The sequence below is a fragment of the Rhizobium sp. RU36D genome (genome assembly GCF_900176345.1).
Lineage (GTDB): Bacteria > Pseudomonadota > Alphaproteobacteria > Rhizobiales > Rhizobiaceae > Allorhizobium.
This window is the reverse complement of the sequence record NZ_FWXU01000027.1, coordinates 29,278-54,559: the sequence shown is the minus strand read 5'-3', so window position 1 is coordinate 54,559 and position 25,282 is coordinate 29,278. Positions and strand designations below refer to the sequence as shown.

At 61.2% G+C, this 25,282-nt stretch carries 21 protein-coding genes and 1 tRNA gene; 16 read left to right on the top strand and 6 right to left on the bottom strand.

Annotated elements, in window-relative coordinates; translation table 11 throughout:
• Positions 1 to 280: 280 nt before the first annotated feature.
• The 8 genes from B9A97_RS24470 (at position 281) to B9A97_RS24435 (ending at position 9,902) form a co-directional block, all read left to right on the top strand.
• The gene (locus B9A97_RS24470; protein WP_244564352.1) at positions 281 to 1,504 is read left to right on the top strand and encodes an ABC transporter substrate-binding protein; all 1,224 of its coding nucleotides are present in this window, start codon (positions 281 to 283) and stop codon (positions 1,502 to 1,504) included.
• A gap of 193 nt (positions 1,505 to 1,697) precedes the next feature.
• On the top strand, positions 1,698 to 2,576 hold the full coding sequence (locus B9A97_RS24465) for a carbohydrate ABC transporter permease (protein WP_084368462.1): 879 nt from the start codon (positions 1,698 to 1,700) through the stop codon (positions 2,574 to 2,576).
• Entirely contained in the window at positions 2,576 to 3,457 is an 882-nt protein-coding gene (locus tag B9A97_RS24460; protein WP_084368444.1) for a carbohydrate ABC transporter permease, read from the top strand. The genes B9A97_RS24465 and B9A97_RS24460 overlap by 1 nt, the downstream gene beginning before the upstream one ends.
• A 5-nt stretch (positions 3,458 to 3,462) precedes the next feature.
• Entirely contained in the window at positions 3,463 to 4,578 is a 1,116-nt protein-coding gene (locus B9A97_RS24455; protein ID WP_084368443.1) for an ABC transporter ATP-binding protein, read from the top strand.
• Positions 4,579 to 4,585: 7 nt separating this feature from the next.
• Positions 4,586 to 6,094 (top strand): FAD-dependent oxidoreductase, encoded by a 1,509-nt coding sequence (locus B9A97_RS24450; protein ID WP_084368442.1) that lies wholly within the window; start codon positions 4,586 to 4,588, stop codon positions 6,092 to 6,094.
• Positions 6,091 to 6,867 carry a 3-ketoacyl-ACP reductase gene (locus tag B9A97_RS24445; protein ID WP_084368441.1) on the top strand — a complete coding sequence of 259 codons (777 nt, stop codon included), beginning with the start codon at positions 6,091 to 6,093 and terminating at the stop codon, positions 6,865 to 6,867. Before B9A97_RS24450 ends, B9A97_RS24445 begins: the two co-directional genes overlap by 4 nt.
• Before the next feature lie 36 nt (positions 6,868 to 6,903).
• Entirely contained in the window at positions 6,904 to 8,550 is a 1,647-nt protein-coding gene (locus B9A97_RS24440; protein WP_084368461.1) for a GMC family oxidoreductase, read from the top strand.
• Positions 8,551 to 8,630: 80 nt separating this feature from the next.
• On the top strand, positions 8,631 to 9,902 hold the full coding sequence (locus B9A97_RS24435; protein ID WP_244564350.1) for a glycerate kinase type-2 family protein: 1,272 nt from the start codon (positions 8,631 to 8,633) through the stop codon (positions 9,900 to 9,902).
• A 12-nt stretch (positions 9,903 to 9,914) separates the two neighbouring features.
• Here the strand turns inward: B9A97_RS24435 and B9A97_RS24430 are convergent, their stop codons facing one another.
• A complete protein-coding gene (locus tag B9A97_RS24430; protein ID WP_084368439.1) occupies positions 9,915 to 11,339 on the bottom strand; it encodes a phosphomannomutase in 1,425 nt (474 codons plus the stop codon).
• Positions 11,340 to 12,042: 703 nt separating this feature from the next.
• On the opposite strand from B9A97_RS24430, the gene B9A97_RS24425 reads away from it, so the two are divergent.
• The 3 genes from B9A97_RS24425 (at position 12,043) to B9A97_RS24415 (ending at position 15,421) form a co-directional block, all read left to right on the top strand.
• Entirely contained in the window at positions 12,043 to 13,563 is a 1,521-nt protein-coding gene (locus tag B9A97_RS24425) for an alkaline phosphatase family protein (RefSeq protein ID WP_084368438.1), read from the top strand.
• A 79-nt stretch (positions 13,564 to 13,642) separates the two neighbouring features.
• Complete coding sequence (locus B9A97_RS24420) at positions 13,643 to 14,269, top strand: ribonuclease D (protein WP_084368437.1); 627 nt, start codon at positions 13,643 to 13,645, stop codon at positions 14,267 to 14,269.
• Between the two features lie 105 nt (positions 14,270 to 14,374).
• Positions 14,375 to 15,421: a hypothetical protein gene (locus B9A97_RS24415; RefSeq protein ID WP_084368436.1), complete on the top strand. Its 1,047-nt coding sequence runs from the start codon at positions 14,375 to 14,377 to the stop codon at positions 15,419 to 15,421.
• 6 nt (positions 15,422 to 15,427) lie between these two features.
• Here B9A97_RS24415 and B9A97_RS24410 read toward each other — a convergent pair whose 3' ends face one another.
• Complete coding sequence (locus B9A97_RS24410) at positions 15,428 to 15,748, bottom strand: DUF6665 family protein (protein ID WP_084368435.1); 321 nt, start codon at positions 15,746 to 15,748, stop codon at positions 15,428 to 15,430.
• Between the two features lie 176 nt (positions 15,749 to 15,924).
• Between B9A97_RS24410 and B9A97_RS24405 the strand changes: the two genes are divergently transcribed.
• Positions 15,925 to 16,257 carry a hypothetical protein gene (locus B9A97_RS24405; protein ID WP_084368434.1) on the top strand — a complete coding sequence of 111 codons (333 nt, stop codon included), beginning with the start codon at positions 15,925 to 15,927 and terminating at the stop codon, positions 16,255 to 16,257.
• An 18-nt stretch (positions 16,258 to 16,275) separates the two neighbouring features.
• Here B9A97_RS24405 and B9A97_RS24400 read toward each other — a convergent pair whose 3' ends face one another.
• On the bottom strand, positions 16,276 to 17,670 hold the full coding sequence (locus B9A97_RS24400) for a nicotinate phosphoribosyltransferase (protein WP_084368433.1): 1,395 nt from the start codon (positions 17,668 to 17,670) through the stop codon (positions 16,276 to 16,278).
• A gap of 249 nt (positions 17,671 to 17,919) precedes the next feature.
• Between B9A97_RS24400 and B9A97_RS24395 the strand changes: the two genes are divergently transcribed.
• Positions 17,920 to 19,653: a hypothetical protein gene (locus B9A97_RS24395; protein ID WP_084368432.1), complete on the top strand. Its 1,734-nt coding sequence runs from the start codon at positions 17,920 to 17,922 to the stop codon at positions 19,651 to 19,653.
• A gap of 83 nt (positions 19,654 to 19,736) precedes the next feature.
• Here B9A97_RS24395 and rpsA read toward each other — a convergent pair whose 3' ends face one another.
• The 3 genes from rpsA to B9A97_RS24380 all read right to left on the bottom strand — a co-directional run bounded on the left by rpsA (position 19,737) and on the right by B9A97_RS24380 (position 23,056).
• The gene (gene rpsA / locus B9A97_RS24390; RefSeq protein ID WP_084368431.1) at positions 19,737 to 21,440 is read right to left on the bottom strand and encodes a 30S ribosomal protein S1; all 1,704 of its coding nucleotides are present in this window, start codon (positions 21,438 to 21,440) and stop codon (positions 19,737 to 19,739) included.
• 153 nt (positions 21,441 to 21,593) lie between these two features.
• Positions 21,594 to 22,229 carry a (d)CMP kinase gene (gene cmk, locus B9A97_RS24385; RefSeq protein ID WP_084368430.1) on the bottom strand — a complete coding sequence of 212 codons (636 nt, stop codon included), beginning with the start codon at positions 22,227 to 22,229 and terminating at the stop codon, positions 21,594 to 21,596.
• Positions 22,226 to 23,056, bottom strand: coding sequence for a hypothetical protein (locus B9A97_RS24380; protein ID WP_244564349.1), 831 nt, complete (start codon positions 23,054 to 23,056; stop codon positions 22,226 to 22,228). Before B9A97_RS24380 ends, cmk begins: the two co-directional genes overlap by 4 nt.
• 166 nt (positions 23,057 to 23,222) lie before the next feature.
• On the opposite strand from B9A97_RS24380, the gene B9A97_RS24375 reads away from it, so the two are divergent.
• The 3 genes from B9A97_RS24375 to B9A97_RS30260 all read left to right on the top strand — a co-directional run bounded on the left by B9A97_RS24375 (position 23,223) and on the right by B9A97_RS30260 (position 25,268).
• On the top strand, positions 23,223 to 23,609 hold the full coding sequence (locus B9A97_RS24375; protein ID WP_084368428.1) for a TIGR02300 family protein: 387 nt from the start codon (positions 23,223 to 23,225) through the stop codon (positions 23,607 to 23,609).
• A gap of 148 nt (positions 23,610 to 23,757) precedes the next feature.
• Positions 23,758 to 23,833 (top strand) — tRNA-Ala (locus B9A97_RS24370).
• A 1,003-nt stretch (positions 23,834 to 24,836) separates the two neighbouring features.
• Positions 24,837 to 25,268, top strand: coding sequence for a hypothetical protein (locus B9A97_RS30260; RefSeq protein WP_244564348.1), 432 nt, complete (start codon positions 24,837 to 24,839; stop codon positions 25,266 to 25,268).
• Positions 25,269 to 25,282: the final 14 nt, after the last annotated feature.

Sequence of the window (25,282 nt, the reverse complement as noted above, 5' to 3'; positions counted from 1 at the left end):
CAGAAATTTAAAACGTTTCCAATTGGTGGAATGCGATTCTCAGACGTGTCTGACTGTCAATAATCATATAAATTGCCCTGAAAATTAGGGTTTTTCATTCGGTTGTTTATCCCTTGACTTGATAAATTTATAACGTTTTAAATGGGCCTCCGGTCGGGAGGCCGCGAGACAGGCGCGGGCGTCAAACGACGCCCCAAGCGCAACAGGAGGAGCGGGGTTTCCCGCAGGTTTACTTGCAAAAGGGAGGATATCTATGCGCAAGTTCATGACAACGACGGCAATGGCAGCACTGATGGCAATGGCGGTTGGCGGCATTGCCCGTGCAGCCGATAGCGTCGAAGTTCTGCACTGGTGGACGTCCGGCGGCGAAGCCGCCGCACTCGACGTTCTGAAGAAGGATCTGGAGTCCAAGAATATTTCCTGGACCGACATGCCGGTTGCCGGCGGTGGCGGCACCGAGGCCATGACCGTGCTGCGCGCCCGCGTCACCGCGGGCAATGCCCCGACAGCCGTTCAGATGCTGGGCTTCGACATTCTCGACTGGGCCAAGGAAGGCGCACTCGGCAATCTCGATGAAATCGCGGCCAAGGAAGGCTGGGACAAGGTCATCCCGACCGCTCTGCAGCAGTTCTCGAAGTATGACGGCCACTGGATCGCCGCACCTGTCAACGTGCACTCGACAAACTGGGTCTGGATCAACAAGGCCGCTCTCGACAAGGCCGGTGGCAAGGAGCCGACCAGCTGGGAAGAGCTCGTTGCCCTGCTCGACAAGTTCAAGGAACAGGGCATCACGCCGGTCGCCCATGGTGGCCAGCCCTGGCAGGATGCGACGATCTTCGACGCTGTCGTGCTCTCGCTCGGCAAGGATTTCTACAAGCAGGCTTTCATCGATCTTGATCCCGCAGCGCTTGGCGGCGACAAGATGAAGGAAGCCTTCGACCGCATGACGAAGCTGCGCGGCTATGTCGACGACAACTTCTCCGGCCGCGACTGGAACCTGGCATCGGCTATGGTCATCGAAGGCAAGGCCGGCCTGCAGTTCATGGGCGACTGGGCCAAGGGCGAATTCGTAAAGGCCAAGAAGGTGCCCGGCACCGACTTCGTCTGCATGCGCTTCCCCGGCACGCAAGGCTCCGTGACCTTCAACTCCGACCAGTTCGCCATGTTCAAGGTAGCTGCCGACAAGGTTCCGGCCCAGTTGCAGATGGCATCCGCGATTGAAAGCCCGACTTTCCAGTCGGCCTTCAACGTGGTCAAGGGTTCGGCACCGGCCCGTACCGACGTTCCGGACACCGACTTCGACGCCTGCGGCAAGAAGGCGATCAAGGACTTGGCCGACGCCAATGCCAGCGGCTCGCTCTACGGTTCCATGGCCCACGGGCATGCTAACCCGGCCTCCGTCAAGAACGCCATCTACGACGTGGTCACCCGTCAGTTCAACGGCGAGCTTTCCTCCGAGGAAGCCGTGAAGGAACTGGCAGCGGCGGTGGAAGCAGCGAAGTAAAAGCAGATGGGGCTAGCCAGCCCCTCAGCTCAGGTGCAACTTGTTGCACCGGCCTGCCGGCACCTTCTCCCCGTGAACGGGGAGAAGGGCGAAGGCCGCAGCGTATCCGTTCCCCTCTCCCCGCTTGCGGGGAGAGGGTCAGGGTGAGGGGCCAAGCCTCTTGATCAATAGCATCCAAACAACGGTAACGATCATGGACAGCCGCAATCGGCTGCAGGAGCTTTTGCCAAAGCTCGTGCTCGCCCCCAGTTTTGTCATCGTATTGGTATTCGTCTATGGCTTCATCGCCTATACGGGCTACCTGTCCATGACCGACAGCAAGATGCTGCCCTCCTACAATTTCGTAGGGCTCAGCAACTACACAAAGCTCTGGGCATTGCCGCACTGGTGGCGGGCGATTTCCAATCTCGCCATCTTTGCCTCGCTCTACATTGTCATCTGCTCGGTGCTGGGTCTGGCGCTCGCCATCCTGCTGGACCAGAAGATCCGCGCCGAAGGTCTTCTCCGGCCGATCTATCTCTACCCCATGGCACTGTCCTTCATCGTCACCGGCACCGCCTGGAAGTGGTTCCTCGATCCCGGCATCGGCCTTGAAAACACCATGCATCTCTGGGGCTGGGAGAGCTTCGCCTTCGACTGGATCAAGGACCGCAACTACGCCATCTACTGCGTCGTCATCGCCGCCGTCTGGCAGTCCTCCGGCTTCGTCATGGCGATGTTCCTTGCCGGCCTGCGCGGCGTCGACAACGAGATCATCAAGGCGGCCCAGATCGACGGCGCCTCCACGGCGACGGTCTATCGCCGCATCATCATTCCCTTGATGCGCCCGGTCTTCTTGTCGGCCTTCGTCGTGCTCGCCCATCTCGCGATCAAGGCCTATGATCTGGTGGTTGCGCTCACGGGTGGCGGGCCGGGACAGGCGACCGAACTGCCCGCGACCTTCATGTATTCCTACACCTTCACCCGCAACCAGATGGGCATTGGCGCCTCCTCGGCGATCATCATGCTGATCATGATCTTCTCGATCATCGTGCCTTATCTCTATTCCGAAATTCGCGGAGGCAAACGCTGATGAGCGCCCCAAGCCCCGACAACGTCATCTCTCACAGCCGGCTGACCCGCGCGGTCATTTATGCGGCCCTCATCCTGTTTGCCATCTATTACCTGCTGCCGCTCTACGTGATGCTGGTGAACTCTCTGAAGCCGCTGGATGAGATCCGCCAGGGCGGCATGCTGAACCTGCCGCAGGTCTGGACCATCGAACCGTGGCTCCAGGCCTGGTCCACGGCACAAATCGGCGTCCAGCCCACGGGCTTAAAGCCCTTCTTTATCAATTCGATCCTGATGGTCGTTCCGGCTGTTGCCATTTCCACCATCATCGGTGCGCTAAACGGCTATGTCCTGACCAAATGGCGCTTCCGCGGCTCGAACATATTCTTCGGGCTACTGCTGCTCTCCTGCTTCATTCCTTTCCAGATTGTGCTGATCCCGATGGCGCGCATTCTCGGCATGCTTGGACTGGCCGGCTCGATCTGGGGCCTGATCATGGTGCATGTCATCTATGGCCTGGGCTTCACCACACTCTATTTCCGCAATTACTACGAAAACTTCCCGACCGAACTGGTGCGGGCGGCGCAGATCGATGGCGCGAGCTTCTTCCAGATCTTCCGCCGTATCCTCCTGCCGTCCTCAGGCCCGATCATCGTCGTTTCCGTCATCTGGCAGTTCACCAATATCTGGAACGACTTCCTGTTCGGCGCTTCGTTCTCCGGTGCATCCTCGACGCCGATGACGGTCGCCCTCAACAACCTCGTCTCCTCCTCCACAGGCGTGAAGGAATACAATGTCCATTTCGCCGGCGCGATCCTCGCGGCGCTGCCGACGCTCATCGTCTACATCGTCTCCGGCCGCTATTTCGTCCGCGGGCTGATGTCCGGCGCCGTGAAAGGGTAAGGCCCATGTCGTTTCTCAAGATATCCCACCTCCGCAAGTCCTATGGCGCGCTGGAAATCCTCAAGGACATCAATCTGGAGATCGAGGAAGGCGGCTTCCTGGTGCTGGTCGGCCCATCAGGCTGCGGCAAGTCCACGCTTCTGAACACGATCGCTGGCCTGGAGCCGATCACGTCAGGCGAGATCGCCATCAATGGCCGAGATGTCGCGGGCCTGCCGCCCTCCAAGCGTGACATCGCCATGGTGTTTCAGTCCTATGCGCTTTATCCGAACATGACGGTGGCCGGGAACATCGCCTTCGGCATGGAAATCCGCGGCGTGCCGAAACCCGAGCGTGACAAGGCGATCGCCGAAGTGGCGGACATGCTGCAGATCCGCCACCTGCTCGACCGCAAGCCAAGCCAGCTTTCCGGCGGCCAGCGCCAGCGTGTCGCGATGGGTCGCGCGCTGGTGCGCAACCCGCAGGTCTTCCTGTTCGACGAGCCGCTATCGAACCTCGATGCCAAACTGCGTGTCGACATGCGCACCGAAATCAAGCGGCTGCACAACCGCATGAAGACCACGATCGTCTATGTCACCCACGACCAGATCGAGGCCATGACGCTCGCCACTAAGATCGCGGTGTTGCGGGATGGCGTGCTACAGCAGTTCGGTTCGCCAGCGGAAATCTACAACAACCCCGCCAATATGTTCGTCGCCGACTTCATGGGCTCGCCGGCGATGAACCTGCTGACGGCCGAGGTGCAGAAGACGGAAGCCGGTCTTTCGATCTCCCTGGCGCGCGGCAGCGGTGCCCCTCTCAGCCTGCCAGTCGCGCCGGGCAAGGAGGCGCTCGCCGCCCATGCCGGCAAGCAGGTGGTGTTCGGCATCCGTCCGGAGGCGCTGACCGATCCCGACGGCTCGGATCGCAACGCCCGCACCATCGCCGAGGGGGATTGCCTGATCGAAGTGGTGGAGCCCGCAGGCTCCGACACCTTCGCCGTCACCAAGCTTGGATCGAAGGAGGTCGTTTGCCGGCTTAGGGCCGATGCGCGCATCGAGGCCGGCCAGACCGCCCGGCTCGCCTTTAATCTGGACAAGGCCGTATTCTTCGATCCCGCCACCCAGGCCCGGATCGCGTGAGCCTGCCATGCAAAGCCAGCCTGATATTGTCATCATCGGCTCGGGGATCGGCGGCGCGACTGTCGCCGCCGGCCTTGCTCCCTCCGGCGCGTCGATCGTTATCCTCGAAGCCGGAGACCATCTGACCGACAGGCCCGAAAACCGAGACCAGCGCGCCATCTTCCAGCGCGGCCATTTCCGCCCCCGGGAAAGCTGGTATGAGGCCGATGGCTCGGCCTTCAATCCCGGCAACTATTATAATGTCGGCGGCAATTCCAAATTTTATGGCGCCGTGCTCTTCCGTTATCGCCGCGAGGATTTCGAGGAGATGCGGCATCGCGAGGGTGTGTCGCCTGCCTGGCCCTTTCCCTATGAAGAACTGGAGCCCTGGTATGGCGAGGCCGAACGCCTGTTTCAGGTGCGTGGCGCATTGGGCCAGGATCCCACCGAACCCGCCCATTCCACGCCCTATCCGCATAAACCGGTACCGGACGAGCCGGCCATTGCCCTGGTGCGTGAGCGACTGGCGAAGAATGGGCTCCATCCGTTCAGCCTCCCGCTCGGCGTCGATATCGAGCGCTGGCTTGCGGCCGGCCAGACGCCCTGGGATGCCCATCCCCACCGCGCAGATGGCAAGATGGACGGCGAAACGGCCGCCCTCGCAGCCGCGCTGAAACACGCAAACGTCACCCTGCGCATCAGGAGCAAGGTCACGAGGCTCGAGGCATCCCCGGATGGCCGTTCCATCGTGGCCGTGCATGCAAAAACCGATGGGGCCGATCAGGTTCTGCGGCCGAAGCTGGTCATTCTCTCGGCCGGTGCCGTCATGTCAGCTGCGCTGCTGCTGCGGTCGGCCGATGGCAAGAACCCAAACGGACTTGCCAACAGCTCGGACCAGGTCGGCCGCAATTTCATGAACCACAATTCATCGGCCGTGCTGGCGATATCGCCGACATACCGCAATGATTCGGTCTACCAGAAGACCTTTGCCTTCAATGACTTCTACCTCTCGGATGGGGCGGGCGGGCCGCCGCTCGGCAATGTCCAGCTACTCGGGCGTGTCTCCGGCAAGATCCTGAAGGCCAATCTTCCGCAGGTGCCGGAATGGCTGCTGGAGCGCATCTCGCGCCATGCCATCGATTTCTACGCCATGAGCGAGGACATTCCCAATCCGGAAAGCCGTGTCATGGTGGATGGCGACAGGATCATCTTGCATTGGGTCAAGACCAACTGGCAGGCCCATCTCGACCTCGTGGCCAAGCTGAAGCAGGTGTTGCGGGCGGCTGGCTTCCCAATCGTTTTGTCGCGCGCCTTCGACAAGCGAACCCCGTCCCACCAATGCGGCACCGTCCGCATCGGCAACGATCCGACAACCGCGCCGCTCGACCCCTTCTGCCGCGCCTATGACCACCCAAATCTCTTCGTGGTCGACGCCGCCTATCTGCCCACGTCAGCGGCGGTCAATCCGGCGCTGACGGTGGCGGCGCAGGCGCTGCGGGTCGCCCGGCATATCCGGCAGAAGGATCTTGCGGCATGACCAGCGCGAAACGCCCTGTTGCCATCGTCACCGGTGCCGGTCGCGGCATAGGCCTCGGCATCGCCAAGGCACTGGCCGCCAGTGGTCATGACATTGCCATCACGGGCCTCGGCGAGATGGCGGCGGATGATCCGGTGCTGGAGGACCTGAAAGCCCAAGGGGCAGAGGCGGCCTATTTCCCTGCCGATCTCAGCGATGTCGCCGGACATGCCGCAACCGTCGAGGCCATCTGCGACCGCTTCGGCGCAATCTCCTGCCTCGTCAACAATGCCGGCATGGCATCGGTCGTGCGCGGCGATTTCCTGGAGCTGACGCCTGAAAACTACGATGCGATCATGGCCACCAATCTGCGCGGCACGCTGTTCTTCACCCAGGCCGTGCTCCGGCGCATGCTGGCGGATGAGGCAGTAACAGGCCCGCGCTCCATCATCACGATCAGCTCGGTTTCCTCAACGCTGAGTTCGCCGGAGCGGCTGGATTATTGCATCAGCAAGGCGGGGCTCTCGACCCTGATGCAGGGCCTGGCGCTGCGGCTCGCGCCCCATGGCATTGCGGTCTTCGAGGTCCGACCCGGCATCATCCGCACCGAGATGACGGCCGGCGTATCGGCCAAATACGACGCGCTGATCGAGGGTGGGTTGGTGCCGATGAAGCGCTGGGGGGAGCCCGGCGATATCGGCGCCATCTGCGCCTCGCTGGCCTCCGGAAATTTCGCCTTCGCCACGGGCTCGGTGATCGATGCCGATGGCGGGCTTTCCATTGGACGGCTCTGAGCGAACCTGTCCGAGCGGATAATTCGAGGAATGACGATGACCTACGATTACATCATCACGGGTGCCGGGCCTGCGGGTTGCGTGCTCGCCAATCGCCTTTCGGAAGATCCCGCCGTCAAGGTGCTGCTGCTGGAGGCCGGTGGCGGCGACTGGAACCCCCTGTTCCACATGCCGGCCGGCTTTGCCAAGATGACCAAGGGCGTTGCAAGCTGGGGCTGGGAGACCGTGCCGCAGAAGCACATGAAAGGCCGCGTCTTGCGCTACACCCAGGCCAAGGTGATCGGCGGCGGCTCATCGATCAATGCCCAGCTCTATACCCGCGGCAATGCCGCCGACTATGATCTATGGGCCGCGGAAGACGGCTGCACTGGCTGGGACTATCGCTCGGTTCTGCCCTATTTCAAGCGGGCAGAGGACAACCAGCGCTTCGCCGATGATTATCATGGCTATGGCGGGCCGCTCGGGGTCTCCATGCCGGTTTCCGCGCTGCCGATCTGCGATGCCTATATCCGTGCCGGCCAGGAACTCGGCATTCCCTACAATCACGACTTCAACGGCCGCCAGCAGGCGGGCGTTGGTTTCTACCAGTTGACCCAGCGCAATCGCCGCCGCTCCTCCGCCTCGCTGGCCTATCTCTCGCCCATCAAGGATCGCCGGAACCTGACCATCCGCACCGGCGCGCGGGTTCAGCGTATCCTTCTGCAGGGAGCGCGCGCCATCGGCGTGGAACTGGCCGGCGGAGAGGTCGTCCGTGCAGATCGCGAAGTGCTGGTGACCTCCGGGGCGATCGGCTCGCCGAAGCTGCTGCAGCAATCCGGCATTGGGCCAGCGGATCACCTGCGCTCGGTCGGCGTCAAGGTCGAGCACGACCTGCCGGGCGTCGGCTCCAACATGCAGGATCATCTCGATCTCTTCGTCATTTCCGAATGCACCGGCGACCACACCTATGATGGGGTTGCGAAGCTGCATCGCACGCTATGGGCGGGCATCGAATACATCCTGTTCAGGACCGGACCAGTCGCCTCCTCCCTCTTCGAAACCGGCGGCTTCTGGTATGCCGACCCGGAGGCCCGTTCGCCCGATATCCAGTTCCATCTCGGCCTTGGCTCCGGCATCGAGGCTGGCGTTGAAAAGCTGAGGAATGCCGGCGTGACCCTGAATTCCGCCTATCTGCATCCCCGCTCGCGCGGCACTGTGCGGCTGGCCTCCGCCGATCCCTCGGCGGCACCCTTGATCGACCCGAATTACTGGTCCGATCCGCATGATCGCAAGATGTCGATCGAGGGCCTGAAGATCGCGCGCGAGATCATGAGCCAGGCGGCGCTGAAGCCCTATGTCCTGGCGGAGCGGTTACCGGGTCCCAAGGTCATGACCGATGACGAATTGTTCGATTACGGCTGCGCCAATGCCAAGACCGACCACCACCCTGTCGGAACCTGCAAGATGGGCATTGATGACATGGCAGTGGTCGGCCTCGATCTTAAGGTCCATGGCCTCGAAGGCCTGCGCGTCTGTGACAGCTCCGTCATGCCGCGCGTGCCCTCCTGCAACACCAATGCGCCAACCATTATGGTAGGCGAAAAGGCATCCGATATTATCAGGGGCCTGGATCCGCTGCCGGGGGCAATCTTCGTGCACGAGCGCAACGACCAGCGGCCCCGTGCCCGCGCTTCGGTTCGCTGACCGACGAAAAGGGGTGGAAATCTCAGCATGGCCGGACCAAGATGCGGCCCGCAATGGTGACGGACGGATCGGAACATATCTTGGCATATGAAAAGCAACGTGCATTCCTGGCAGGCCTATTCGACGCGGCGGTGAAGGCCGCCGATCCGCTTGAAGCGATTCGTGCCCATCTTCCCGAGCGACCCAAGGGCCGCACCGTCGTCATCGGCGCCGGCAAGGCGGCAAGCCAGATGGCGGCGGCGCTTGAACGTGTCTGGGATGGCCCGTTGGAGGGCACGGTTGTCGCCCGCCATGGGCCGATCGCCGAGTGCCGGCAGATACGCGTCCTGCAATCGGCCCATCCGGTTCCCGATGAAGCCGGCCTTGCCGCCTCTTCCGCTCTCTTCGATCAGCTTTCGGGCCTGACAGCGGATGATCTTGTGATCGCCTTGATCTCAGGCGGCGGCTCGGCATTGCTGCCGGCCCCGCCCGAGGGTCTTGATCTCGCCGACGAAATCGCGGTCGCCAAGGCCCTGCTCGCATCCGGTGCGCCTATCTCGGCCATGAATGTCGTGCGCAAGCATGTCTCGCGCATCAAGGGTGGACGGCTGGCCTTGGTCGCGGCGCCGGCGCGAGTCGTCAGCCTCGTGGTGTCTGACGTGCCCGGCGACGTTGCAGCCTTCGTGGCATCAGGCCCGACCGTGCCGGATGCCTCCACGGCGGAAGAAGCGCTGGCCATTATCAAGGGCTACCGCATGTCCCTTCCGGACCGCGTGATGGCGCATCTGAAGTCCGCAGCATCAGCCGCGCCGAAGCCGGATGATCCCGCCTTTGCCCGCAACGAGGTCCATGTGATCGCCTCCGCCCGCGTCTCGCTCGAGGCAGCGGCGGCAAAGGCCGAAGCGGCAGGGTTTTCGACCGTCATTCTCTCGGATTCCATTGAGGGGGAGGCGCGCGACATCGGCCGCATGCATGCCGCGATTGCACGCGAAACCCGGCTGCGAAATCGACCCTTCGCCCGCCCTGTCGTGATCCTCTCCGGCGGCGAGACCACGGTGACGATCACGGGTGACAAGGCCGGCAAGGGCGGACGAAACTCCGAGTTCCTGCTGTCGCTGGCTCTCGATATCGATGGCATAGACGGGATCCACGCGCTGGCGGCGGATACCGACGGCATTGACGGCTCCGAAGACAATGCCGGCGCCTTCGCCGACGGTCAGACCGTATCGGCAATTCGGGCCGCGGGTGGTGACCCCAAGCTGTTCCTGGCGGGACATGATGCCTGGAGTGCTTTTTCACTGTCCGGAGACCTGTTCGTGCCGGGTCCCACCGGCACGAATGTCAACGATTTCAGGGCGATCCTGATCGAGTAAGCGAGCCTTAGCTCAGGGCTTCCAGGCGGCGATGGCCGCAAGCCCCTGCTTCAATAGGGCGTCTGCCTCGTCGGCCGTCGGCGCTTCCACATAGCACCGCATTTCCGGGGCATTGCCCGAAGGGCGGAAATGGATGACGCGGCGATCGCCCAGCGTCACGCGCAAGCCGTCGATGTCGCTGATCTCGGCGACCGTGCCGATGGGCGAGAGGAAGGCCGAGAGGTTGTCGCGCGCGCCACGCAGATAGGCCATCAGCGCGGCGCTGCGCTCCGTTGCAAAGTTTTCCAGCCGGTCGGCGGCTGCCACAGGCAGGCTGTATTCCCTGGCCAGTTCGGACAGCGACATCTTGCGGGCCGCCGCCGTGCCCAAGACCGCCAGCGCCGGCAGGAAGCTGTCGCGGGTGGGGAGCGGGCCGATCTCCCGTCCCTCAGGCGAAAAATCGGATGCCAGCATCAGGCCGCCATTGGCCTCGAAACCCAGCACCTTGCCTTTGCCGGCGCCAAGCGCTTCGCTCATCGCGGCGATCACGAAGGGGGAGCCCACCCGGGTTCGGACCACCTCGAAACCGCCGGCGGCATCGATGCCGGAATTGGAGGTGACGGGCGTCACCACAACCTCGGCCCTGAGGAAGCGGGAGGCAATCAGGCCAAGCAGGTCACCCCGCATGGGCCGGCCGCTCTCATCCGCCACCAGGGGACGGTCGCCGTCGCCATCTGCGGAGATGATGGCGTCGAGGCCATGCTCTCCAGCCCATTTCAGCAGCAAGCTTTCCGTGTCGGGCGAGACGGCTTCGGTATCCACCGGAATGAAGCTGTCCGACCAGCCCAAGGCGACCGCTTCGGCGCCGTAATGCCTGATGATATCGACCATTGTCTCGCGGGCCACGGTGCTGTGCTGATAGACGCCGATCTTCAATCCGCTCAAGGCACTGGCCGGAAGGATCTTGGAATTGCGCTTAAAAAGCAGAGCCGCCGCCTCGGCGCTGTGGTCATCACCGGATCCCTCCTCGACACGGGTGGCAACGGGATCACTGGCGAGATCAGTCGCAAGTTCGGTGATGGCGGTCTCGTCCGCCTTGCCGATTTCGCCGTCAGGCCGATAGAACTTGATGCCGTTGCGATCTGCCGGAATATGCGAGCCGGTGATCATGATCGCCGCCGCACCCCTGGACATCGCGTAAAGCGCCAGGGCCGGCGTCGGTATGCGGCCGCAATCGATTGGAACAAGGCCCTCGCGCTTGAGACTGCCCATCACGGTGGAGGCGATTTCGGGGCTGGAATCGCGGAAATCCTGCGCAACGGCAATCATGTCACCTGGCTTTGCCAGGCCGTTGCCCAGCAGATACCGGGCAAATGCCGTTGCATAGAGCGCCGAGGTGCTGCCGGTCAGTTCCGTGGCAAGGCCACGCAGACCGCTTGTTCCGAATTTCGCCGCCAAAATACTGTCCTTCCTGATGATGTCCTGGTTCCCATCTTACCTATCCTTCTTCACGGGTAAACCCGAGGAACGGCGGAGGATTGGCTCAGGTCAGGGCCCTGGCGCCTCGGTGTGCCTGGAACACAAGGCGATTGGCGCCAGGTGGCCGGTTCAACGGATGGAAAATCGGGGAGGGGCCTAAAATGAAAAGAGCCCGGCGCGGGAGGAGGTGCGCCAGGCTCTTAAACTCGATCGGCAATTGGGAGGAGGAGGAGTATTGCCGATCCTCTCGAAACGACACTGGGAGGAGGAGTGCGTCGCTTCGATGATTTATATGTACTTGCATCCGTCTGATTTGGCTACGGCGATTGCTGCAATGCAGCACTTCCATTTGCGCATAGCTGTCAGAGCCGCGGTTCCTCGCCGCCTCTGCAGCGAAACTAAGAACAAATCATTATTTATCAGATAGATACCGACAAGGCTCTGCAGCGCAGCCGACAACGGGCCGCGACATCACGGCGCAGGCAAGCAGCCGAGGATACGAGTTCCGGACCAGCGGCTTGCGCCAGACCGGCCGCGGGCGGCTGGCCGACAGGCCCATGCGGCGCTGCGGCAAATGCTCAAAAATGGGTGAATGGCAGTTTTTGATTGCTTGCCGGCGAGGTCTGTCACACATTTCGCCGTCGGTCGGGGAGCCGTCAACGCTGAGCCTAGGTTACATCACATGAAGCCCAATATTCTGCTGATCACGGCCGACCAATGGCGTGGAGATTGTCTGTCAGCAATTGGGCATCCCACGGTTCGCACGCCGCATGTCGATGCGCTGGCCGCCGAAGGCACCTTGTTTCGCCGCCACTATGCCGGAGCGGCCCCCTGTTCCCCCGCCCGGGCCTCGATCTATACGGGGCTTTACCAGATGAACCACCGGGTCTGCCGCAACGGAACGCCGCTCGATGCTCGCTTTGACAATGTGGCGCTTGCTGCTCGCAGGGCCGGCTACGACCCGACGCTGTTCGGCTATACCGATGTCTCGCCCGATCCGCGCCGGCTGCATCCCAATGACCCGCATCTGACGAGCTATGAAGGCGTTTTGCCGGGGTTCACGGTCGGGCAGATCCTGATCGAAAGCGAAAAGCAGTGGCTGAGCTGGTTGCGGCAACGGGGCCACAGCATCAGTGCGGATCGGTCGGTTCACCAGACCGGCGGCCCCGGTCTGCCCGACGTCAACACCATGCCACCCGCCTATCAGGCGGACGAAACCCAGACGGCCTTCATGACCGATGCCTTCCTGCGCTGGTTGCCGGAACAGGATTCGAACTGGTTCGCGCATATCTCGTTCTTGCGCCCGCATCCGCCCTTCTGCGTGCCGGAACCCTATAACAGCATGTATGCGCCGGGCGACGGGCCTGCCTATCATCGTAGCGCGGAGCGGGCGGCGGAATCGGCGCTGCATCCGATCGTCGCATACGGGATGCACGGCATGCAGAAGACACACTTCGTCGCCGGGGCGACGGGCATGGTTTCGGACTGGAACGCCGCCGATTTTGATCGGATCCGCGCGATCTATTACGGCATGATCACGGAGGTCGATGCGCAGTTCGGTCGCATCGTCCAGGCGCTCAAGGCAAGCCGCCAATGGGACAACACAATGGTAATCTTCACCTCCGATCACGGGGAGATGATGGGGGATCACTGGAGTCTGGGCAAGGGCGGGTTCTTCGACGCATCCTATCACCTGCCCTTGGTCATCAAGCCGGCCGGGAAGAAGGCACGGGCTGGGGTCGTCGACCACTTTACATCGGCCGCCGACCTCATGCCGACGATCTGCGACTACATGGAAACGAAGCCGGAAAACCATATCGACGGCGCTTCGCTACAGGCTTTTCTCTCGGGCGGATCGCCGGAGAACTGGCGGGACGCGGCCTTCTGGGAATTCGATTTCCGCGATGTCGTGAATGGTGACCAGGAATGGGCCTTCGGTCTGGGCTCTGCCGAGTGCAACCTGGCCGTCATCCGGGATGCCGATTTCAAATACGTGCATTTCGCCGGGCTTCGCCCACTGCTGTTCGACCTGCGGTCCGATCCCCAGGAATTGGTCAACCGGGCGGAGGACCCCGCCTATCTCGGCGTGCGTCTCACCTATGCGGAGAAGCTGCTGTCGCTCAGGGCAACACACCTGGACCAGACGCTTGCCTTCACGGCGCTCACTCCCTCAGGTCCCGTGTCTCGTCCGACAATCAGCTGACAGTCGCCGGGAAAGCGGTGGAGCCTGCCTCATCTTTCGGCTATCACCCGATGACGCAAGATGAGATCAGGAGTTCCAGATGGCCGCGACAATCCGCTATCACGAAGGCGATATTTCCGAGGCGGACGCCGCCCGCTATACCGGTGCCGTTGCGATCGACACAGAGACCCTTGGCCTTGTTCCGCGTCGCGACCGCCTCTGCGTCGTCCAGCTTTCGCCTGGCGATGGAACGGCCGACGTGATCCGTATTGCCGCCGGCCAGAAGGCGGCGCCGAACCTGGTCGGTCTGCTGGCGGATGAGACCAAGCAGAAAATCTTCCACTACGGGCGATTCGACATCGCCGTACTGTTCCATACCTTTGGCGTGACGGCGCAACCGGTCTTCTGCACCAAGATCGCCTCGCGGCTTTGCCGGACCTATACCGACCGCCACGGGCTGAAGGACAATCTCAAGGAACTGCTCGATGTCGACATTTCCAAGGCGCAGCAGTCCTCGGACTGGGCCGCGGAAAAACTGTCACCCGCCCAGCTTGAATATGCCGCGTCCGATGTGCTGCATCTCCACGCCCTTCGCGACCGGTTGACCGAGCGGCTCGTGCGTGATGGCCGGATGGAGCATGCGGCGGCGTGTTTCGCCTTCCTGCCGACGCGCTCCAAGCTGGACCTCTTGGGCTGGGAAGAAACCGATATTTTCGCCCATAGCTGATCCGAACGCCTTTGCGGCATGATCTCGCGGCCTCCGTTTACGCAACATTAAGCACGACAGGCGACGTTAGGTTGCAAATCGTCTTGCTGCGCGCGAGGAAATCCCATGCTTCTGCCCACACAACAGGCCTTCGGCCAGGTTGCCACTAATGTCATGCAGTCGCTGCTGGAAGACATGGAGCAGCGCCGCAAGGAAGAGGCCGAGCGGAATTCCCCCAAGCCCAAGACCGATCCGCTCGTTGAAGCCAAGATTTCCGCGAGCGAAGAGGCTAAGCGCGCCAAGGAGAAGATTGCCCAGGCGCTGTTCGGCCAAGGTCAGGTCGATATCAATGAGATGCGCATGGATCTCATCGAGCAACTCGGCGAGAAGCTTGGTATCGATGTCGAGGAAGCCAAGTCTTCCTATGGTCTGGGCAGCGCCTTCGAGGAAGCGCTCAAGAGTCTGGGCGATTCCGCAAAACGACAGATAGCCAAGGATCTGGCCCTTGATGAGCTCAATATCACGCTGGATCAGCTGGTCGCGTCTATCAAGAACCCCTACGGCACGGACAATGATCGCCTGAAGGATGCCCTGGAGCGCAAGGCGGGCAATGGCTCTGGCCTGTCCGATAGCCGCAGGGTCCTGCAGCGGCTCGAGGATATTGCCGATCCGAAAACCCTGGCGGAACTGAAGCTCGGCCCGCAATATTCCGATCCGACCCGCGTCGAGGACTCCGAGACCCGGGCCGAACGGGTGCAGGATATCGCGAGCGCCGAGGCTTCCCAGAAGCTTGAAGACGTTCAGAAAGCTCAGGATGTTCTGGAGAAGCAGAATGACCTCGCGGCCAAACTGCCTGAGGGCGCCGTCGAGGGCATACCGTCGATTGATCCGACTGACATGCTGCAGCTTCTCGCGGCCGCAGCCGAGCAGATCGAGCTTGTCGAGACCGAAGGCGAGTCAACGGACGCAGAGCCCACCGCAGAAGAGCAGGCGGAGCCGGTAACATCAGGCGAACCCGATAGCGAAGGCGCGGCCCAGGTGACGGCCAGCCAGGCCGAGATGATCGAGGACCAGCAGGCCGAACAAGCGCTTCAGCCGGACATATTGCCCGTCCAGGTCGATGAGATCGGCTTGTATTCCCTGCTGAAGAAACGCCTCCCTGAAGCAGCCTGAGCTGTCTCAGCGCCGCGACACACCGAGCCGACCCATGACTTCGGCCGGAATCTCGTAACGGCGTACAGCATCCGCCTGATTGCGAAATCCGCATATTTCCCGCTGAATGAAGAAGGCCCAGACGTGGTCTGCGGCGTCCGCCAGCAATTTTTCATAGACCTGGGGATCACCAGCCGGATCGCCGGCCTTGAGCGCCTTCAGCGCCGCCTCAACCTTTTGCCCGCTGCGGCCAAGCGCGTCGGCTTTCTCCGCCATGAGTTCATAAGCCAGCGGATCGAAGCGGCCTGAGCTGGAAAAGCTGAGATTCTGCGGTGGCTTAAGCGTCATGCCAGTTCCTCCGGAAAAGACGCGTTTTCAAGAATGCACGATGTCAATTTTCACGCAAGAGATGGAGCCGATACGGGCTCCGATCAACCTCGTGTTAACCAGTCAGGTTGTATCAAAGGTCCGAAATATAAAGGGTCATAAGCGCTTCGGCGCACTAGCCATGGAACAGCGCAACCATGATGGATGCAGCCTCGCCGATGTTGGACGTCGTATCTTTGCTTGCTTCCAACCACGGTGAACAGAATGAAACGACAGCATCCGGCGGCGGTCTTGCCGGTATGCTCTCCGCCCCGGTTTCCGATTATCCTGTCATGTCGGATGCAGGCTACCCATACGAGGCAGACATGCCGTCCATGGACCAGGAAAACTGGATGCGCGTCCCCGCCAACTGGCTGGATGCCATGCCGCCCGAGCTTTACGAGCAGGACACGCGGGAAGAAGACGCGATTACCGCCTGCAATTCCGACGACAACGGTCTTTACCGGATGTTCCGCAATCTCTCCCCGTGAGAGGGTTGAGGTAGCCGGTCAGAGACCCGCGGCCTTGATGCGCTCGCGGATTTCTTCGAACCCCCAGTCCTTCAGCAGTTCGCCGTTCTCGAACACGGGCTGCAACAGGTTCGGCCGGCTGCCGAGTTCCTGAAGCGGTATGCCCAGGATATCACGGCCATCCTGTATAACGGCCTGCCGGCCGGCGCTGGGCAGCCGCTCCCTGAGGCTGGCGGGCCGCCGCGTGATATCGCGCCACTTTCCGTTGGCATCCTCGACCGCACTGCCCTTCATGGTGAAGGAATAGGTATCGCGGCTGACCTTCTGCAAGAGTGTGGTCCCCATGCCGAAGGAGATGTTCTCGGCGGAAAAGCCCATGCCCTCAAGCCGCCCGAGGATCATCGTCATGTCCTGTAGCGACAGGCCGTCGGATTGCAGCACCCGGACATTATCGTCCAGCACCTTATAGCCCTTGGCATTGAGATGGGTTCCGAAGGCATAGGCAAGCTGTGCCACGACCTGGACCGGCGTGTCGATCGGGTCGCCGCTATCGGGCCTGACCACCAGCGTGCCGCCGGCGGCGCGAACTTTCGTTTGCAGTTTCTTGCCCCAGATTTCGGCAACCGCGTTGTAAATGTCGTAGCTGTCGGACACGACAGAGTAGTGACCGAAGGACGCGAAATTGTCGATCATGCCGGAAAAGGCCTCGATCTCGCGATCCTGGCCCCAGGCGGTCATGGTCGTGTGTTCCGAGGCCGGCATCGATAGTCCGGCCATTTCGGCGCCGTAGTATTTGCGCGCATACAACACGCCGCTCAGCGTATCGGTCTGGTTGAACTGCGTGAGATGCGCCGCGCCGCCGATGCCGGCCTGTTCGAGCGAGGTTACACCTCGTGCCCCGAAATCCGTTAGCCGCGTAATCGCCAGCTTTTCAGGCTCGACGCAACTCTTCTCCAGGAACGGCTGGATCGCCTGCCGAACACGCCTTGCGGTGCTCGCAACGGACGAGGGATACCAGACGGCGCGCAGAAGTGCGGTTTCGATATAGGATGTCAGCCAGGCCGATTTCGGATCGGTATTGACCACCTGCACCATCGGCACGTCGCGGCGCACCACACTTCCCTCCGGCAGGGCCTCGATGCGCAGAGGCAGGTAACCGCCATATTCTTTGAGGATATGCTCCCAGCCTTCCCGGTTGAAGGGCTGGCCATGCAAGCGGGCGATCTCTTCCGCTTCGTCGATATCGGCCTTGGTGAAGGGCTTGCTCAGATAGTCCTTGAGGAACATCTGCAGCCCGAAAAACACCACCTCGGGCCATGACGACATGCCCCGCGTCGTTATATAGGCGCTGACGGCGCGCGTACCTGGCGGATATTGCAGGTAGTGGCCGAGCTTGTAGCTATCGGCATTCAGTATCGGATTTGCCAGGTTCATGACGCGGTTCCACTATCGACGATCGCCCTGACGTGAATCGGGGTTTGCGCGAAGGCTACGCGAGGCGTCAGGAGGCGGCAAGCACCCCGTAGCGATTAATGGTTAGCAATTTATTAACCATTTCCAGGCAATCTGAACGGTAACAAGTAGAGCGCGAATCGAGGCGATATTCCGCCATACCGCGCCGGCCGCATGAGCGGACGCTTTTACCCCTGATTCCCCAAGACTTCAGCCACGCGGGAGAGAGCTATGCTGCCTCCGGTCATTTCGGTTCCCAGTTCTCAGATTTCCTATCAAGAGCAGCGGCCACTGATCGAGATCGCGGGTGGTGCTCACGCAAACGCGGCTGCGCCGCAGATGGTGGCGCCGTCTGCCCTGGACCAGAGCGCCGTTGCCGCACGCCTCAACATGCTTCTCTTGTCGGGGCGCGAGCGCATGGCCGAAAACCTCGCCATGCTGGCGGAAGTGTTTGGTTCGGCCATCGACGTTACCCGCAAGGAAGGCGAATCATCGCTGGCCTTCGCCATGCGCCTTGCAGAGGCAATCGCTGCCCTGCCGCTGTCCCAGCGTGTCAAGCTGGAGGGTCAGCTGGCTCGGGCCCTCTCCGGTGCCCAGTTGCGCATGCTTCTGGCAGCGCTGAAAAATCCTGAGGGCGCCGACGCCGCCAAGCTGTCCATGCTGATCGAACTGGCACGCACCGCCGAGCGAGACCTCGCGGCCCGCAGCGTGGTCACTTCCTATCGGCAGAATGCCGCCGAAGCGAAGAGCGAAGCGCACAATCCACCCTCAGCCGCCAGGACGGCAAGCCCTGCGACCGCGGCAGAACAGCTGACGGCGCCAGACGCCACGGAAACTGCAACGACCCCGGCACCGCTTCCCATGCCCGAAGCAGAAAACACCGCAACGCCGGCGACAGCGGCTGCAAAGCCGGCGTTGAAATCGGATGTGGCCGCGCCGGAAGCGAACGCACCGAAGACAGCTTTGTCCGAAGGCGCCGATGAAGCGCAGGAACAAGCGGCCGATGCGCCTGAGGAAATGCTCGATCTCCCTGAAGATGTCGAGCTGGCAACGACCTCCGCCTCGCCGGAACGCCTGATCGCCGAACGCAGTGACGCCCACGGGCTCCAGGTGCTGCTGCAGCGCAGCTTTGCCGCCGAACTGCCCACGCCGTCCGCTGAAGAGCTGACGCAAGCCGAACCTGCGACCGACCCGGCGCCGCATGCCGAGGCCGAACTTGACCTCGAGACCGCATCGACCGAGCGGGAGATGCCGCAGGCGGCCTTGTCCGACATGGAGGAGTATTCGCCGCGCAGCGAGTTGCGCCGCGCCACCGACACGGCCAAGTCAATCGATCGACCGCAAACCACCCTGCTCGTCTTGAAGGGATGGCAGGAGGTGGACAGCCTCCTGCACCTCGTGCCCGAGGATCAGTCGCAGGCTCCCGGCCGGGCGCTGGTGGCCCAAGCCATCCAGGCTGCTGGCGTCAAGGATATGGACGGACTGACCGCATCGAGCCACGAGCCGGCCCAACCGGAAGCCATGGAACAGAAAAGGCGTGGCGCGTCCGAAGCGGGCATCTGGCCCGAAGAACCCATCGACAGCATGGATCGGGACGGTCCGACGCAACGCTCCTTCCCGGAAACCATCCTCAGCCAGTGGCGTGCCTTGGAAGATCAGTTCAGCGCCCTGCGGCCGCCGTTCGACCTGCCCGACAGCGCCGTATTGCCTGTGGTCAGCTATCTCTTTGCCGACGAGGCGGAGGAAGAGGCCACCAGTGAAAAGCCGCGTCGCCGGGACGACGAGGAACCCGCGGATCAGCAGGCCTCCGGAGAGCGGGGCGAGGGCGGAAACCAGCAACGCCAGCGCGATGAGGAGCCCGCAGCCGAGACGACGGAGGACGTGGCTGCCGATATGCCATCAGGGATTTCCGCCGATGCCGAGCGCGCCAATGATCTCTACTGGCGCATGGCCGGCTGGTCCTGAGCCGATGGACCCCACAAAATGCGCATGAAAAAACCCGCCGGCGCTAACCGGCGGGTTCTCTGTTTCAGGTCGTAAACCCGAAATTAGTCGTTGTTGCGGTTCTTGAGCGCGGCGCCCAGGATGTCGCCGAGCGAAGCACCCGAGTCGGACGAACCGAACTGAGCGACGGCTTCCTTTTCTTCTGCGATCTCGAGAGCCTTGATCGACAGCATGACCTTGCGGTCCTTCTTGGAGAAGTTGGTCACGCGAGCGTCGACGATCTGGCCGATCGAGAAACGCTCCGGACGCTGTTCGTCACGGTCACGCGACAGGTCGGCGCGGCGGATGAACGAGGTGATGTCCTCGTGGTTCACCAGCTTCACTTCGACGCCGCCATCGTTGATCGCGATGACTTCGCACGAAACGACCGAGTTCTTGCGCAGGTCGCCGGACGAAGCAGCTTCGCCGACCGAGTCCTTGCCGAGCTGCTTGATGCCGAGCGAGATGCGCTCCTTGTCGACGTCTACATCGAGAACGACGGCGCGAACGACGTCACCCTTGTTGTATTCCTCGATGACCTGCTCGCCCGGACGGTTCCAGTCGAGGTCGGAGAGGTGCACCATGCCGTCGACATCGCCTTCGAGGCCAATGAACAGGCCGAATTCGGTCTTGTTCTTGACTTCGCCTTCGACTTCGGTGCCGGCCGGATGACCGTAAGCGAATGCCTGCCACGGATTTTCAAGCGTCTGCTTGAGGCCGAGCGAGATGCGGCGCTTGGACGGATCGACTTCGAGAACGACAACGTCAACATCCTGCGTCGTGGACAGGATCTTGCCGGGATGTACGTTCTTCTTGGTCCAGGACATTTCCGAGATGTGGATCAGGCCTTCGATGCCCGGCTCCAGCTCGACGAATGCGCCGTAGTCCGTGATGTTGGTAACGGTACCGGAGATCTTCTTGCCAACCGGATACTTGGCAGCGATGCCATCCCACGGATCCGACTCGAGCTGCTTCATGCCGAGCGAGATGCGGTGGGTTTCCTGGTTGATGCGGATGATCTGAACCTTGACCTGCTGGCCGATCGTCAGGATTTCCGACGGATGGTTGACGCGGCGCCATGCCATGTCGGTCACGTGCAGCAGGCCGTCGATGCCGCCGAGGTCAACGAACGCACCGTAATCGGTGATGTTCTTGACGACGCCGTCAACAACCTGGCCTTCTTCGAGGTTCTGAACGATTTCAGAACGCTGCTCGGCGCGGGACTCTTCCAGAACCGTACGGCGCGAAACCACGATGTTGCCGCGACGCTTGTCCATCTTGAGGATTTCGAAGGGCTGCGGGTTGTGCATCAGCGGGGTGACGTCGCGGATCGGGCGGATGTCGACCTGTGAACGCGGCAGGAAGGCAACGGCACCATCTAGATCGACGGTGAAACCACCCTTGACCTGGTTGAAGATGACGCCTTCGACGCGCTCGCCGGCTTCGAACTTGGCTTCGAGCTTGATCCAGCTTTCTTCGCGGCGAGCCTTCTCGCGCGACAGAACGGCTTCGCCAAGCGCGTTTTCGATGCGCTCGACATAGACTTCGACTTCGTCGCCGACCTTCAGCGTGCCGTCCTTGGCACGTGCACCGAATTCCTTCAGCGCGATGCGGCCTTCGACCTTCAGGCCGACGTCAACGATGGCGACGTCCTTTTCGATCGCGGTGATGATACCTTTGGTAACATAGCCTTCTGCGAGGTCGGTCTTGGCAAAAGACTCCTCGAGAAGTGCTGCGAAATCATCGCGCGAGGGGGTAGAAACAGACATGAAATCTCCTAAACGCATTCCCCTTGGGGATGCGGCATGCGCCGGGGGTTCGTGTTGAACGACCGAAATCCGTCATCCGCCCTTGGCAAGGGCTGTCCGGCGCGGGGACGACAGTTTCGGTTTATTTTGCAAAAGACCGGAAAACCGGTCCCGTCATTTCCTGGTCAGAGCGGTATCGATGATGTCACGAGCCGCCTGAAACGCCGCCTCTATACTCATTTCCGACGTGTCAAGCAAGTGCGCATCATCTGCAGGTTTCAACGGGCTGTCGGCGCGGCCCATGTCCCGCTCGTCGCGCCGCTTCACATCCTCGAAAATGGCCTCGAAATCCGCCGAACCACCCTTGGCCAGGATCTCGTCATGCCGCCGCCGTGCCCGCACCTCGGGAGATGCGGTCACATAGAGCTTCACGGGTGCGTCAGGGCAGACGACCGTGCCGATATCGCGGCCATCCAGTACCGTGCCCGGCTCGCGGCGGGAAAAATCCCTCTGCGCCTGCACCAGCGCCCGCCTGACGGGGGTCATGACGGCGATCTTGGATGCCGCCTCGCCGACCTCATGCCGCGACAGCACATCGCGATCAAGCCCGCCCAGATCCACCTCCCGCGCCATCCGCTCCGCAACCGCCTCGTCGTTGAGAGCCAGCCCGGCATCCAGCAGCGCCTTGGCGGTTGCCCGATAGGTCAAGCCCGTATCGAGATGGTGAAATCCGTAGAGCTCGGCGATCTGCCGGGACAAGGTTCCCTTGCCGGCAGCAGCGGGGCCGTCGATGGCGATGATGAAGGTCATGGCGCTACCTGTATATGAATATGGTCGTCATGGCGTGCGGCCCGGCAGCCCTGAAATCGGATCAGTGGACCGGAAACATCAAGCCGTTCGGCGATATGCGGCTCGACAAAGACTTTGTCCACTTCATAACGCGGTCCCTCGTCCACCAGCCACTGCAAGGCCGCGCGCGTTCGGTGCTCCTCCAGGCGCCGACCTTCGCGCATGAACTGCAGGAAATCCAAGTCCCACCGGGTGGTCAGCACATCGTTGCGCCCGGCGCAGGGCAATGTCGCTCCCGGCATGGGCTGCTCGAATGCGAAATAGCCGATCGGCGAGGGCGTCTGTCCATCACGGAAGCGCCCTTGCTCATCCTCATAATAGAAGGCGATGTCGAGCTTCCGGCCATCCGCATGGGAAAGATGCGGCAGAAGCGGGAAACCATCGATAAATGGGAAATTTCCATCGAGCGCCAGGGTCATGGTGCCCGGGAATTGGCGATCGATCTCGGTTGCAAGGGCAAGTGCCGCCTCTTTCAACTCCGGTACGACATAGTGACGATTCATCACGCAGAGCATTGCCGAACGGATGACGAGCCGATCTTGATGGCCTGCAAAGCAGGGCAGCGGCACGCGGCCGAAGACTGGAGCGACGACGGTGGTGACCATGCTGGTCACACCATATAGCACGGCGAACAGCGACAAGGTCACCACGAACCGCCGTGGCCATCCCAGCAGGCGCCTCGCCCATATCGCCGCCAGCAATATAAGTCCGCCGATCTGCGTCAGAAGCGTAAGAAGAATGGCGGCCGTGGCAATAGAGGCAGTTTTCATACAGATCGAATCCGGCATGGTAGGCCGAACCGTGGTCGACCTGGCGGTTGGCAGCCATGCTTATAGTTTGTCTTTGACAGGAAAGGGAGCAGCGAGTAAGGGGACGGACTGAAAATTCGGCCGGCCTTGTCGCCGGGCCTGCGGCGCATGCCCATAATCTCACGGACTTTACGAGGCTTTGACAGTGGCAAAAGCAGAACTTGGAACCAAACGCACCTGCCCGGATACCGGCAAGAAATTCTACGATCTGAACAAGGATCCGATCGTTTCGCCCTATACCGGCAAGTCCTGGCCGCTGTCCTACTTCGAGGAAAGCTCGGTCAACGCGGTCATGGAAAAGGCTGAGGAGGAGGAAGTCTCCGAAGTCGATACCGAGAGCACGGAAGTCGAACTGGTCTCGCTGGAAGACGGTGATGACAACGGCGGCGCAGACGACATTCCAGATATCGGCGATGACGATGTCGAACTGGATGACGACGAAGACGACACCTTCCTGGCGGCCGACGAAGACGACGATGACGACGACATGTCGGATATCATCGGCGTATCCGGCGACGAGGACGACGTGTAATCCACTGATCCGCCCGGAAATTTCATAAAAATTTCCGGGCATTCATTTTTCGGCTTGCTATCTTCCAAATCGGCAAGTAATAAGCCGCCACCCGCCGGACAGATGGTTCGACAGGTTCCCGGAACCGGCTCCGCCGGACCCATGGTATGGGGCTATAGCTCAGCTGGGAGAGCGCTTGCATGGCATGCAAGAGGTCAGCGGTTCGATCCCGCTTAGCTCCACCAATCCTTCCTTTCTGTTTGATATGAACCCTAAAGCCCTGAACGGTAAGGAATTTTTGACGATTTCGCCGGTTCGATAACCTCGTTTTCGGCTGTAGGGCAAGCCACTAGAAAACGCCAGCCTAAGCACTATGCGCTTGTCCCTAATGTGCGGCGAAGCCCATAGTTTGCAGGGGTTTGCCAGGAATTCCATGGCGGTTCTATAAGTTTCCTTGAACTCTTTATGCGGTCCGGCCGAAGGAGCGCTCCGTTCTTTGAGAAGCCGCCTTTCCTGTTCCAACTTCTTGATCTGATTTTCATAGGCAGCCACCAACGTTTCACTATCAGATCTCACTATCCTATTCATGAGTTGCTCAACCTTGCCGTCAATTTTCCGCAGCTCCGCCTTCGCAGCTTCTGCTGACTCGTTCGCTAACGAGAGTCGTCGGTTCCATTGATCGCTAAGCATCTCGTAGACCAGCAGGAAGAGTTCCCTAGATGGCTCCATACCTTCCAGGATTTCGACGAAATCCGCCTTGATCTTTTCCTTCCGGACAGATCGTCCGCGTTCATCGCAGCCTTTAGTTTGGCAAAAATAGTAAGGGAACCTTCGGTTGCGACCAGTCGACCATCCGGCAGTCATGGGTCTGCCGCAACAGTCGCACAAGACAAAACCGCGAAGGGGGAAATCCTCACTTAGATCTTTTCGTACTGGAGCCTTGGGTGGCCCTTTCAATCGATCCTGGATTGCCTGCCATGTCCGCAAGTCAATTAATGGCTCATGTTTGCCTGGCTGCATTACAATTCGCCACTCGGGTACATCGAGATATCCGGCATATATCGGCCGAGTGAGCAGATCATTCACTCGTTGAAAATGTACAGTGCCATCTGGCTCTTTGGGATAGCTTGGCTGGCTCTCAAGGAAACGCTTCACTTCAGTGGTGCTTGCAAAGCGCCCCGAGGCAAACCCGCGCAATGCCTCTTCGACGATGGAGGCCAGTGGCTCATTTCGAACCAATAACTTTCCATGACCCTCCACCTTGGCGAACTTCAGGCCCACGCACGGTTTAAAACACCAATAGCCAGCCATCAGGCGAGCTTGCATTTTCTGTACGACCTGCCGCCCATTTTGCTCGCGTTCGAGCTCTCCTTGCGCGGCAAGGATCGTCTCGATGAACCGTCCTTCCGGCGTATCCTCAAATTTGAAGTTCAGACATTCAATGCGAGCATTCCGTACCTTGAAGGCGCGCCGCAGCTTGATGTGAAATTCGGTATCTCTGGCGAAACGCTTGAGGTCGTCAAAAATCACGACATATCGCTTATGGGGCTGGGCATCGAGATAGCTCAAGAGCGCGACCATGCCCGGGCGCTTCATAAAGTCGCCGCCACCGCTGACGTCGTCCGGAAAGACGGCTTCGACCTTGTAGCCCAAGGAATCTGCATGCTGACGGCAGCGTAGTTCCTGAGAATCGA